We start from the raw sequence: 14,300 nt of genomic DNA on the forward strand, positions 1-14,300 counted from the left end.
CCCAGGTGGTGGGGATGAACTGCATGGGGCCGACGGCGCGGTCGTAGGTGGTGTCGTTGTCGAGGGTGCCGTTGTCGGTGTCGCGGATGAGGGCGACGCCGTTGGCGCCGTTGAGGGCGGGGCCGAGGATGGGGCGGGTGATGGTGCCGTCGGTGGTGATGGGGCGGCCCTGGGCGTGGCCGGATTCGACTTTGCCGATGGCGGCGAGCAGTTCCCAGGGCAGGTTGCAGCCGGGGGCGGTGTCGGCGAGGGTGCGGGCGGCCTGTTGGTAGGCGGCGAGGAGTTGGGCGGGGATGGCGCGGGCGGCGCTGGTGAGGGTGATGGGGGTGGTGGGCTGGTCGGCGGGGGAGGTGGCGTCYTCGGCGAGGTCGKYGGTGGTGAGGGTGGTGGGGTCGGGTTCGGGTGGGGTGTTGCGGATGAGGTCGGGCATGGGCCAGTCGCCGGGGCGCAGGGGGGCGGTGACGGTGTCGAGGTCGCCGGGGTTCYKGCCGGTGTTGCTGCCGGGGGTGGCGGCGGTGCAGAAGAACAGCAGGCTGGCGGTGACGGCGGTCGGCAGCGCCGCGGTACGCACCAGGCCCGCCCGCCGGTTGCGCCGGGCCGCTGGCTGCCCGGCGGTCGCGGACTTCGAGCCCTTCGAGTGCCTGGAGCGCCTGGCACTCCTCGTGCGTCGACGCGGCCTCGGTGACCGGGACGGCTGGCCGGGCGCTGGAAGCTGCGTGGGATCTGCAAGCTGACCCGGCACCGAGAGTTGAGACGGCGCGGCGAGCTGGGGCCCCGCCGAGAGCTCAGAGGCTGCCGCGAGCTTGGGGGCTGCCGACGGCCGGGACTGCGGAGAAACCTGGGGCTTTCGGCGGCTCCGGTGCCGGCCTGCCGTTGCGGCGGAGGTATGCCGGCGTGTGTTCCCGGGCGCGCGGTGCGCGCCGGCTCGTCGCTCGTAGGATCGATGCGTCGTCGCGGCGGCCACATTCGAGGATTCCGGCGGCATGACCACGGTGGGGGCTACCACGGGTCGGGCGAGAAGATCGACACCGGGCTTTTGTTGGTTGGCCTGATGGCCGACGATGTGCCGGACCGAAGGTGACTTTCCGTGTTGGGAACCGTCAGGCGGATCAGGCGTTGATTCGTGTGCGGAGAGAGAATTGGTCGGGGATGGGCGAGATCGACGGTGACGGCTCACCGGCACGCAGCTCCTGGGCTCGGCGTATACGCGATGGGGGGTGCTCCGCCTGTCGCGTATACGGGGCGCGTGGACGAAATGCCTGCTCATGGCTTTGATACCTGGTCCGGCGGCCAGTGACGGGTGATGGGCCGCCGGACCAGGCAGTTGCCGCACGGCTGTGACGGAGCCGTGCGGCCGCCAGAGTGCGTCGGGCCGGGGCGATGCCGGCCTCCGACGCGGTAGGGAATCCCCTTAGTTCATCACTCTCCGTAGTATTCGCAGAGGCTGTGGTCGTGATGGACCGGCAGTCCGGGTGGCGCACTGCGCTCTGTCTGTGCTGTGTGGAAGCTATGTGAGACAGAACTGTGACTCAAGGTCCATGTCTCACGCCACTGAAACAGTAGATTTCAATCAAACTGTTATCTAGGTAACGTGGTTGTCGTTCCATTGGGTTGATGCTGCCGCTTGTGGCAGTACCCACCGTTACCTGCTGCCCGTCAACGGCGCTGCGGTCGGCTGGTGACCGCAGCGGCCCAGCTCATGGCGTTGGGCTCGCGACTGGCGAAGGGTGCGACTGTGCGAGGCCGGGTCGCCGCGACTTCGCGCGCCCGTCAGCGCGATTAGCCGGGCTACCCGCGGCTGTCAATGGCCCATCACGAACAAGCTGCTGTTTTGCTGACCGCTTGTCGGATCAATGACGGGTGTGTAATGCTGCCGTCCGCAAACGTTCGGCCTCCGGAGGTCGGTCAATTCGACGTCCGGTTCCGCGAGCCGCGTATCGGTGCTCATCCGAGTCGCGGCTGTTGCCCGGCTGGCCCACAGTGCGGTGGCCCCCTCGGGATTCCCGTCACCTGTCACCGACCGTAGTTCGCACTGCCCGTGATTTCTGCTGCGTCCGACCCTGGGCGCAGGTCACCGGCGCGTCTCCAGCCGGCCCGCATTCCCGACCCGACCCGTCACGTCGACTCGGTTTCTCCCTTCCCATTCACCTGGAAAGCACCTTCCCTGATGCGTGCCGCCTGCCGGGGCTCCCCTCCCTGGCAGGCGGTCACACAGATCACGGCCGCATGCCCTGTGCGGCCGCCACAGCCGGCCGGGGCGGCCGCAGAGCCCGCCCCCGCTCCGGCCACCCCCTGGCTGTCGCGCTTCGTATCCGCGGCGGCCAGGGGCTGTACCCGTGCCCGCGTTGTGATCCGGCACGGTCCGTCACCGTGCCCACTCGCGGATGTCTCCGCCCACGGACATCCATGATGACCTGGCCCGGCGCCCCTCTCGATCCAGGAATTGTCGCCGAGTCCACGTTCGCGCACCATCAGGGAAACCCGGCCTGCCTTCCCTCGTGGGAATATATCGGGAACGGTGACGACCGGCTGCGGGACCTGGTCCATATGTGGAACGACAATCCCACGGCGAACTTTGGTCTCGCGGTTACCGCGTCGGAAACGAATGACAACGCGCGCAAGTCATTCTTTGCGGCTGACTGCCTGTGTAATCCCGCTGACCCGCCGTCGGATTTCCGGCCGAAGCTGGAGATCAACTGGTCGTCGAACGGCGCCCAGTACTCGTATCCGAACGGYAGCCCGCAGTGGGTCACGAGACCGACGGCGACGACCCCGGGCACGGTCATGCTCCGGGTCACGAACTCCGGGCAGTCCACGTGGCAGGCGAACAGCGCGTTCAAGCTCTCCTATCACGTGTACCAGAACGGCGTTCTCTACGATCAGGACGGCGCCGAGACGAACCTGCCGGTCACCGTCGCGCCCGACCAGACGGTCGATCTCCTGGCCACCATCGACCCGCTTCCGATCGGGACGTACGACATCCGCTGGGACATGAAACAGTCGGGTGTCGCCTGGTTCTCGTCCTGGGGCGTCGACTACATRTCCACCCCACTGACCGTCGACGCCACGCAACGACCCATCGTCACCGGGGTCGCGCCGCCGAACGGCACCGAGGTCTCGAGTCTGCGCCCGACCCTGTCCGCCAGCGGCAGCGACCCGGACAACGCGCCCAACCCCCTCACCTTCCAATTCCAGCTCTGCACCGGAACGGACGCGGCGTCCGGCTCCTGCTGGGATTCCGGATGGCAGTCCGGAACGACCTGGCAGCCGCCCGCCGGGGCACTGACCTGGGGAACGATCTACTATTGGCACGTCCGGGTGAGTGACGGCCTGTACCAGAGCTCCTGGCTGGGACCCATCGCCATCCGGCCCGTGGCCGCCCAGTCGACGACCGAGGCCAGCCTGGGGCGGGATCCCTATGTCCCACCGGTCTCCCATGTACATCCACTGGCGCAGAACTACAGCTCGACGGTCACCGACGCCGCGGTCTCCGGGATCGGCCCGGCGTTGTCGGTCTCCCGGACCTACAACAGTCTCAGCAGTTCCGACGGTATCTTCGGCCCTGGCTGGACCTCCGAGTTCGACAGGTCGGCGAATCCCGAGTCCGCCGGTGACGGTGACATCCTGGTACGGAAGACGGACGGCCGGGTCGAGCGCTACGGCCGTAACACCGATGGCAGTTTCGCGCCGCCCCAGGGTGTGTACTCATTCCTGCAGGCGCCCTCACCCAGGATCGCCTCTTTCACCAGCGCTGATTCGACGGTATCGCTCGGGCTCGCGGACACCGGTGAGAGCTGGCAGGTTCTCGACGGAACCTGGGGAATCTCGAACAACAACGCCTATCTGGTCTCCGGCTCCATCTGGCAGCGCAATGCGGCGGTGATGCCGGCCGCTGCCGACGGGACCATCCGTTTCACCGCCCCGGTGGCCCAGGACGGCATCGGTGTCGCGTTCCGCGCGCAGGACATCGACAACATGTGGATGCTGTACGTCCAGCCAACCACGAACTCGCTGGTCCTCGCGAAACGGGTGTCGGGTTCGGAAACGCAGGTCGCGACGATCGCGAACGCCTGCTGCTCCGCGAACGACACCTACGCGGTGACGACCTCGGGCAGCCAGATCACAGTGCTGCGCAACAACCAGGTCGTCGGGTCGGCCACCGACCCGGCGTTCAGCACGGTCACCCGGGCCGGCATCTACTGGGCCAGCGCGGGTCCCGGCCGCATCGGGTCGATCACCCTGATTGACGACCAGCATCGCGACACGATCACCCGGGCCAACTCGACGACGTCGCTGGGCACCACGGACAACGGCGAGAAGTGGCAGAACGTCGGCAGCGCGGCCTGGGGTGTGAGCGGCAACGCCGCCTATCTGGCCACGGCGTCGGGGAACCGGAACGTGGCGACGGTGTCCGGTGCTGCGGACGGGGCGTTCTCGTTCACGATGCCGGTCGCGCAGGCCGGTCTGGGGCTTGCGTTCCGTTACGCCGATCCGGCGAACTACTGGCGTCTGGTCGCGCAGCCGTCGGCCGGTACCTGGCAGCTGATCAAGCGCGATGACGGTGTCGAGACCACGGTGGCGACGTCGGCGGCGGGTACCTGCTGTACCGCGGCGGACGTGCTGCGGGTCGAGACGAACGGCGCCCAGATCCGGGTGCTGCGGAACGGGACGCAGATTCTGCTGGTGAACGACCCGGCGGTGTACTACGGCAGCCGCGCCGGCCCGTTCGCGGAGGCGACCGGCACCGGCCGGCTCGACAACCTGGTCTTCTCGGCCGCAACCCTTCTCACGGAGAAGGGCGGCAGCTCGCACGCGTTCCGGTCGGACGGCCGGCTGACCCGGGTCACGGACTCCGCCGCGCGGCAGCTGCAGCTCGCCTATGACGGCAACGCGCGTCTCACCTCGGCAACGAGCGGGCCCAGCGGCCGGGCGTTGACGTTCGGCTGGTCGGGCAGCCATGTCAGCTCGGTCTCGACACCGTCCGTGACAGCCCACGGTGGGGCGTTGACCTGGTCGTACGCCTACACCTCCGGGAAGCTGACCGGGGTCACCGCACCGCATTCGACGACACCGCTGACCTACACCTACGGCACGAGCGGTGGCGCGAACGGCAGGCTGACCCAGATCACCCTGCCGCGCGGCAACATCGACACGAAGGTCGGGTACAACGCCGACGGCACGGTCGCCTGGCGTGAGGACGGCCTGGCCAACCGCACCTCGTTCGCGGTGCACGCCACCGGGGCGACGACCACGATCCGGATCACCGACCCGCGAGGCCATGCCACCGACTGGGAGTACAAGAACGGCCAGCTGATCTCGCGGCGTGACGGTGCGGACGAGCGGACCTTCGCCTACAACGACCGTGGGTTCCTGCGGCAGGTCCGGGACGAGAACGACAACGCCCTCACGCTGCAGACCGACACCCGGGGCAACGTGCTCGGCCGCACCACCATCCGCGCGATGGTCGGCACCAGCCCGGTGCAGTACACGGAGTACTACAGCTACTTCGCCGGGGCGCCGGGTGACCCGCGCAACGACCTGATCACCGCCTACCGGGACRCCCGCTCGTCGGCCCCCACCCACGACACGTACAGGACGACGTACACCTACAACGCCGCCGGCGACCTGATCCAGACCCGCACCCCGGCCACCGCGGACTTCCCGACCGGGCGGACGACCAGTTCGACGTTCACGAACGGCACCGAGGCCGCGATCGGCGGCGGAACCGTCCCGCGGGGGCTGCTGGCGAGCCAGACCGATGCCCGCGGCAAGGTCACGACCTTCGGGTACGACTCGAAGGGCGACCTGCGCCGTGACCAGGACCCGGCCGGGCTGGTGCACGAGTACGCCTACGACGAGATCGGCCGGYGGCTGACGTCGCGGGAGATCTCCGACACCTACCCGTCGGGCCTGACGACCACGACGACCTACACGAAGCTGTCGCGGGTCGCGACCGTCACTGCGCCGGGCGTGACGAACCCGATCAACTCGACGACCCGCACGGCGGTCACGACGAACAGCTACGACCTGAACGGGAACCTCACCCAGGTCGTCGTCTCCGACTCGACCGGCGGTGACACCGCCCGCACGACCACCTACACCTACGACAACGCCGAACGGCAGACCTCGCAGACGGTGGCCGCCGGCACCTCGGCGGCGTCGACGACCTCGCTGACCTACGACGCGAACGGCAACATCGCCACCAGGACCGACGGCAACGGCACCGTCACCGCCTACACCCACACGGCGAAGAACCTGCTGGCGACGACGACCGTCGAGGACTTCGTCGACGACCCGGTCGCCGGCTCGTCGCCGCATGACCTGCTGGTGGAGTCGCGGGCCTACGACCCGGCGGGCCGGCTCGCCTCGGTGACCGACGCCGAGGGCCGTACCACCGACCACACCTACTGGCTCGACGACCTGCCCCGCCAGGAGATCCTGCGCGGCTACCGTCCGCCGGACCTGACCAACGGTGTCCTGTCGGGCCCGGGTGCCTACGACATCGTCCTGGTCGACCGCTCCTACGACGCGGCCGGCAACCCGACGTCCACCAGCACCGGTGGTGGGCTGCGCACCGCGGCGACCGCGTACGACGCCGCCGGGCGGGTCACCTCCAACACGGTCGCCCCCGGCTCGGTGGCCCGCGCCGCGACCTACACCTACGACGCGGGCGACAACGTGACGTCGACGGTGCTCGGTGCCGCCGGCACGGCCGCCACCGAGAGGGTCGACGTCGCCTACGACGACGCGTCCCGCCCGACGTCGGAGACGGTGTTCGGTGACGGTACCGCCACCTACGTCACGGCGATCCAGCATGACCAGCGGGGCTTCGTCACCGGTGTGACCGACCCCCGCGGCTATGTCGCCGGCGGCCCGCCGAACGCGGCGTTCACGACGACGATCGCGACGAACCAGGTCGGGGTGACGTCACGGACGACGTCGCCGCTGGTGGCGGTCGAGGAGTGGGGCGGCAGCCCGACTGACCAGACACAGACCGTCGACGGGATCGTCAACGTCCACGGCGAGGTCATCCGCGACCGTGACCCGCGCGGCAACGTCACCTCGATCACGTACAACGCGGCCGGTCAGGTCACCGGGCGGTCGCGGCAGCCGTACACCCCGCCCGGCGGTTCGGCGATCACCCCGGCCGAGTCGTGGACGTACGACGACAACGGCAACGTCCTGACCCACACCGACGCCCGTGGTGAGACGACCACGTACGTCTACGACAAGCTCAACCGCCCGGTCGCCGTCACCGACCCGCAGGTCGGCTCGGCTACCGCCGGTGTCAGCCGCATCCTCTACGACGACATCGGCAACGTCGTGTCCACCGTCGACCAGCTCGGCGCCTGGACGTTCTACGCCTACGACGACCTCGACCGGGTCTGGGCGACCACGCAGACCGAGCGGACCCCTGCGGCGACGTTCACCACCTACACGGTGCACAACAACGCCGGTGACCTCGTCCAGGTCCGCACCCCGGCGAACGCGACCGGCGGGCAGTCGCAGACCGCGGTCTACAACGCCGCCGGTGATCTGATCGAAAGCCGGGATGAGGGCAACAACCTCACCACCTACGCCTACGACCTCGCGGGCCGGCTCGTCGAGGTCACCGATCCGCTGGGCCGCTCGACGCGGACAACCTACGACCGGGCGGGACGTCCGGTGCAGGTCGCGGAGTTCTCACCCGCGGACGTGCAGCTGCGGGCGGTGTCGACCGGCTACGACGCCGCCGGCAACCCGGTCAGCGAGACCGATGCTCTGGGACGGACGACGGCGGCGACGTTCGACGCGCTCAACCAGCTGCGCACCGTCGTCGAACCGGTGGACGTCTCCACATCGGTCACCACCACGTTCGGATATGCGAAGGCCGGGTTGCTCTCGCGGCGGACCGATGGGCGGGGTAACCGGGTTGTGTACACGTACAACCCGTTGAACCTGCGGGAGTCGGTGATCGAGGCGTCGACGACGGCGCATCCGAATGCCGCGGACCGTGAGTGGCGGACATCGTACGACGCGGCGGGTCTGGCGGTGTCGGAGACGGCGCCGGGTGGGGTGGTGCGGGCCCGGACGTTCGACGAGCTGGGCCGGCTCACCGCGGAGACCGGTTCCGGTGGCGGTGCGACGGCCGCGGCGCGGACGCTGGGTTACGACCTGGCGGGGAAGATCACGTCGATCTCGCATCCGCAGGGGTCGCAGGCGTTCACCTACAACGACCGTGGCCGGGTCACCGGCGCGTCCGGTAACGGTGGGGCGACGAGTTTCACCTATGACGTGAACGGCCGGATGGCGTCGCGTACCGACCCGGGTTCCTATTCGGCGTTCACGTACAACACCCGCGGTGACCTGTCCGTGGTGACCGGTACGGCCACGGGTGGGTCACGCACGTTGACCTACGACTCGGCCCGGCAGCTGACGTCGGTGGCGTACGGGGCGGGCGCGACCCGCACGTTCGGCTACGACGACCTCGGCCGCACGGTCTCCGACACGTTGACGGGGTCGGGGGGGACGCTACGGACCCAGACCTACGGCTATGACGCCAACGACAACCGTCTGACGACCACTCTGAGCCCCGCCACCGTGGCATCGGCGGGTACCCAAAGCTACACCTACGACCACGCGAACCGGCTCACGTCCTGGACCGACCCGGCGTCGGTGACCACGACCTACGGCTGGGACGCGGCCGGGAACCGGACCTCGGTCAACGGCACCGCAGCGACCTACGACCAGCGTAACCGGCTGCTGTCCGACGGCACCGCCACCTACACCTACACCCCCCGCGGCACCCTTTCGACCCGCGTCGAGGGTACGACCACGACCACCACCAGCTTCGACGCCTTCGACCACCTGGTCTCCGACAGCACCGGTGTCGGCACCACATACGGCTACGACGGCCTCGGCCGGTTGGCGGTCCGTAACGGCACCCGGCTCATCTACGGCGGACTGGAACGCGAACCTGTCACCGACGGCACCGCGGCCTACTCCCGCGACCCCGACGGCGACGTCATCTCCATCGGCAGCGCCGCCGGGAACTGGGCCACCCTCACCGACACCCACGGCGACCTCACCGCCGCGTTCCCCACCACCGGCGCCACGTTGGCCGACACCCGCTCCTACGACCCCTTCGGGAAACCCGTCGTGGCGGGTTCGGCCAACATCCGCGTCGGCTACCAGGGGTCCTGGACCGACCCCACCACCAGCAAGGTCTCCGCCCAGGCACGCTGGTACACCCCCGGCACCAGCACCTTCATCTCCCGCGACCCCGCCGACCTGCCCTTCAGCGGCGCCGCCAGCACCAACCGCTACCTCTACGCAGCCGCCAACCCCCTCACCTACAACGACCCCACCGGCCACTTCCCGGGTGTTCTTGTTGCTGCCCTGGTACTGGTGCCCGGCGCCGGTCAGGTGGCTCTCGGGGCTGCGGCCGTGGCCGGGACTGTGGCGGCAGGGGTGTATGCCGCCGACAAAATCAACGACTGGCGGGCCAGAAACAACGACGCGCCCGCTGCGCCGGCGCCGCAGGCACGGCAAAGTGTGGGCGTAGGCACCGGCGCCTATACCCGCGGCGGTTTCGTCGACCCCAACTACGACGCCTACGCCGCGATCCTCGCCGCCACCGCACTCGGCGCCTTCGACATCACCACCGACTCCAGCCCCGCGACAGGTGCAGGTGCCGGGGCCGGAGCACCACCCGCACCCGCGTCCGTCACACGCAAGAACTACGAAGGCAGCCGTCGCAGCGGCTTGGGAGGCACACCGCCAGCCGCATCCCCCCCGACGCCGGTCGCGGACCCGATCAACCTGGAATGGCTCAACGCCCCCCTCATCTCCGCCACCAACCCCACCAACATCCCCCCCCACCGACCCGCACGCCCCAACGCCAACAGCGGCGGACCCGGCCTCCACACCGACCTCGGTGGACCCCCCACAGCCCCCTTCCGGATCCCCCAGTGCAAAGCCCCCCTGCGCTGCATCGGCGACGACACCAGCAAACCCCTCGACCAAACCCGCGGCAGAATCAACCAGGAACTCCGCAAAGAACTCCGCGACCAACTCGAAGACACCCTCGACCAGAACACCCCCCAGGAAAACTGCGCCACCACCACCCCCGGAATCACCCCACTCGACGACCTCTGCGACCAACAACCCCCGCGCGACCRCCACGACACCGACGAAGATTCGTGTGCGCAGACAGCGACCCCAGCGCGTGACTGTGAACGAGATGACCTGGTGCGCGTGTACCGGGCCCCACAGCGGGGGAACGGACCGGACGAACTGCGCAACGGACTCAACCCTGCACGACATGCGCATGGTAACGGTCGCGCGTACATTGGGACAGAGGATGTGGCGCTGCGTTATGCTGACTACTCGGTCGGAGGGTACGAAGATGGGTACATAATGTTCACGTTCAGACGCTCGGACTTCGAGGAGAACTTTGGCCCAGGATTCCTCTATGAAGGTGGCCCTGGGCGTGAATGGGAAATCCCGTACGGAAAAATCGACTTGTTTAACCGCCTGACAGTGTCTAGGAAGTGGTTTTACGCGCCGTGGTAAATTATCGAGATATTCATGAACTTCCCCTTGATCGATGGGGAAAAATTGATCCTGAGTTGATTGGGAGTGTCGTTGAGGTGCGGATCGTCTGCGTTCATACTTTCGGTGTGGGTGTCCAACTGCGATCGAGTGGAGCTTACGGGCATGTAAACCCCCCGCGAGTGACGGATGGCCGCTTCACGGCGGAAGAGACCGCGGCGCATGTCGGAGAAATGCGGAAGGCTGTTGTTCTGGCGGCAGATCCGGGTCGACAGCCGACTTTGACGATCCGACCATCTGAAATTCCAAGAGATTAAATCATCTGAAATTCCAAGAGATTAAATTGCGTCATTTCAGGATTCCAAACTCACAACTTAACTCACTTAACTCGCTCATTTTCACCGAAAACAGYCCCGGTCTGACTGATTTTGTTAGAAGCTTCCGATCGGGAAGTGGAACGGAGACGCCGCCGTACTCGATGGTCGAGGGTCCGATGCTGGGAAACCCGCAAGCATTCCGCCGCGGAAGTTCGCCCGTCTGGTTTGGGAACCAGGTTGTGTTCTATGAGGGAACCGGGCCGATGCTCGATGCTGCACTTCAGTGAGAATGGTGCTATGTCGGAATTCTTGATCAGAACGTCGAGTGAAAGTCTAGAGTTTCTGCGCGATATAGTCGGGGAGATGGTTGAGTTATGTGCGATATCGCCGGCAGAGGCTGTTGCCCGTATAAATCAGCATTGGATTGAGCGGGATTTGTCGTCCGAGAACGATGTAATTTTCCATGAGGATGCAACCTATTGGGCGCTCTGGATCTACTTTGGTGAAAGTGTGACGGATTGGCGACCAGGGGTCGACCGCTCCACCTGGTCCCCCCGAGAAAAGCCTTCGATGGATTCTGATTTTTGGACAATCAGTTATAGCGGGTGAATCGATTCGCATCGGGTTGGTCGTCTTGGGTTCGACGGGACTGAGGTGGTTCATCGCGCCGCCGTTCCGCCCACTGGGAACGCAGTGGGCGCGGGTGGTGGCTGACTGGCCGGGCATTTCCTGGAACCGGATCTGAATCAGTCACAGAACCACGTTCTCAGTGGATATTCGATTTTTCTTAATTGCTACTTATGTTCTCTCGAGGGGTCTCGCCAGGTGAGGGTGATCTCGCCCGTTATGCACCTGGCCGTGTTGTCAACCATCGCGAGGTTGATCATTGCTTCGGAGCTGGTGGGGAGGGTTGAACCGCCCCGGGTTACTTGGAGGCCGGGGCGGTTCGCAGGCGCCGGCCTGTTCGCACTGATGCCAGATGAGGCGCAGATAGCTCAACAACCGCGGGGGCCCCTCGAACCTCACAGCCTGGAACCGTCGCCGAGGTGCRCCCCGTCCCAGCCCCCACACCGAGCGACGAACCTGCCTGAGTCGCGCCACCACCCCGCCCGCCGGCCTCGTTCGCGGCTGCTGGCCACGGCCCGCCGGCAGCGCTGGGCCTACGGCGCCCCGGAAAGGGCACTATTGCGCCGGCGTGAGCGAGACCCCCGGGCTGTGAGCAGCTCAGGTTTCTGCCCGCTCTGGCGTACCTCATCGGCTGGATTCTCGTCCGGTAGTGAGTACGGGATGGCGGGGACGGTGGTCCAGGTGTTCGGCAGGAAGGTGCCGTCACCCAAGTACTCGACGTACATCATGAGGGCGGACGGGGTGGTGCTCGGTGGGAAGGACGCGGTGAGGGTTATGGCGGCGCTGCCGGTTCCGTCGAGGGTGGCCGTCGCCTGGTCGGGCCAGAATCCGTGGGACACGCGCACCGTTCTGGACGGGTGCCCGTCGCGCCGTTGATCGGGACGACCTTCACCTGCACGGTGTAGGGCGGCCCTGCCGCGATCTGCTCGGGTGGGGTGACCTCCAGCCGGCCGTTCTGGATGGTCAGCCCGCTGCTGAAGCCGACGGACTGGTAGAACTCGTTGCCGCTGTATGCGGCCCTCATACGGTGTACTCCGTGTGGGAGTTCGACCGTCCAGGTGGCGGTGCCCTGCCCGGCGTCGGGCTTCAGTGTCACGGTGCCGCGGATACTGTCGTCGACGACAATCTCGACAGTCCCGGACAGGGTGGGATGGCTCGCGCCGACCATGCTGAGCGCGATGTTCACGGTGACCGATTCACCCTCGTGCCTCTGGGACGGGGAGATCATTCCCATCGGGATCAGGCGTTCGTCGGCTGGGGCGGTCGTCGGCGCCGGGCCGCCACCCGGACATCCTGACACGGGCTGGCAGGCGCTCAGGGCGGGCCCGGTGGGCCCAGCCATGAGGCGCGTCACCGCGCTGTGCCTGCGGTCAGGCTGTTCGATCCTCACGGTCGCGGTACTTCGAGGAGAGCCTGTTCGACGAGTTCGGTGAGGGCTGGGTGGATGTAGAGGACGTCTCGGGCGATCTGGTCGACGGTCTGGTCCAGTGACATCGCCTGGATGAGTGGCTGGATGAGGATGGCGGCGTGCGGGCCGAAGATGTGGGCGCCCAGCAGGGCYCGGGCGGTGGGGTCGACGAGGAGTTTCGCGAAGCCGGTCGTGTCCTCCAGCGCCCAGCCGTAGGCGGTGTCGGAGTACCGCCGCAGGGCCACCATGTGGTCCACGTTGCGGGCGCGGGCGTCCTGTTCGGTGAGGCCGACACTGGCGATCTGCGGTTCGGTGAACACCGCATGGGGAGCGACGGTGCTGGTCAGCCCACGTTCGGCGCCGGGGTGCTGCAGGTTGTAGGCGACGACGCGCACCTCGGCGTTGGCCATGTGCTTGAGCTGGAAGTGGTTGGCGATGTCGCCGAGTGCCCAGACGCCGGGAACACCGGTGCGGTACTCCTTGTCGGTGACCACGTGGCCGTGTTCGTCCAGGGTGAGGCCGCCGGCTGCGGCGTCGATCAGGTCGGTGTTGGGGCGGCGTCCCGTGGCGATCAGGAGCAGGTCCGCGTGGACGTCGACCTCGCCCGCCGGGCCGGCCACGGTGGCGGCGATCCCGGCGCCGTCCGGGCGGACGGCGGTGAGCTGGGCTTCGAGGAAGAGGCGGTGCCGGTGGGCGGCGGCTTCGGTGAACGCCGCCGAGACCTGTTCGTCCTCGGCCATGAGTAGCCGCGGCCCGCTCTGGACGATGGTCACCTGCGAGCCGAACGAGGCGAACACGTGGCCGAACTCCGCCGCGATGAACCCACCCCCGACGATGAGAATCGACGGGGGGATCTCGTCGATTCTCATCACGGTGTCGGACGTGTGATGAGGGACGTCCGACAGCCCGGGAATCGGCGGCAGCTTCGGCCGGGAGCCGGCGGCGACGACGAAGGTGTCGGCGGTGAGCTGTTCGGATCCGACGAGCACGGTCTTCGGGGCGATGAAACGGGCCGGCTCGGTGTACACGTCGATCCCGTTCTCGCGCCGGTAGGCGAGCGCTTTCTCGTGCAATGGGTCGATCCGTCCGAAGATCCGGTCCCGGATCTCCTTCCAGTTGACCGTGTCGACGGTCGCGTGGACGCCCAGCCGGGTGGCGGCGCGGGCATTCGACGCCGCCTCGGCGGCGACCACGAACATCTTCGTGGGAATGCAGCCCCGGTTCAGACAGGTGCCGCCGAAGCGGTCCGGTTCGACGATCGCTGTGCGCAGGTGACGCAGATCGTCACCGGGTAGCATGTTGCCGCTGCCCGCGCCGAGGACGATCAGGTCGTAGTGGCTCATCTGGCGCAGCCCTCCGGGTCAGGCTCGAGCCGTCAGACCGGCGGCTTCTCGACCAGAGCGATGGTATGGCCG

Annotated in this window: 3 protein-coding genes and 1 pseudogene; 1 reads left to right on the top strand and 3 read right to left on the bottom strand. The window is 67.5% G+C overall.

All coding sequences use genetic code 11. The features are described from left to right. Nucleotides 1–571: pseudogene (locus tag CC117_RS26780) on the bottom strand (murein transglycosylase); the annotation flags it as partial. Between the two features lie 1,838 nt (nt 572–2,409). On the opposite strand from CC117_RS26780, the gene CC117_RS26785 reads away from it, so the two are divergent. Next, nucleotides 2,410–10,554 (top strand): RHS repeat-associated core domain-containing protein, encoded by an 8,145-nt coding sequence (locus CC117_RS26785; RefSeq protein WP_241830456.1) that lies wholly within the window; start codon nt 2,410–2,412, stop codon nt 10,552–10,554. Between the two features lie 1,695 nt (nt 10,555–12,249). On the opposite strand, the gene CC117_RS26790 is transcribed toward CC117_RS26785, so the two are convergent. Together CC117_RS26790 and CC117_RS26795 are read right to left on the bottom strand one after the other, a co-directional pair. Beyond that, complete coding sequence (locus tag CC117_RS26790; protein ID WP_131803145.1) at nt 12,250–12,819, bottom strand: Ig-like domain-containing protein; 570 nt, start codon at nt 12,817–12,819, stop codon at nt 12,250–12,252. Between the two features lie 44 nt (nt 12,820–12,863). After that, nucleotides 12,864–14,228 carry a mycothione reductase gene (locus CC117_RS26795; RefSeq protein ID WP_071088964.1) on the bottom strand — a complete coding sequence of 455 codons (1,365 nt, stop codon included), beginning with the start codon at nt 14,226–14,228 and terminating at the stop codon, nt 12,864–12,866. Between the last annotated feature and the right edge of the window lie 72 nt (nt 14,229–14,300).

Source organism: Parafrankia colletiae (genome assembly GCF_001854655.1).
In the GTDB taxonomy this organism is placed as follows: domain Bacteria; phylum Actinomycetota; class Actinomycetes; order Frankiales; family Frankiaceae; genus Parafrankia; species Parafrankia colletiae.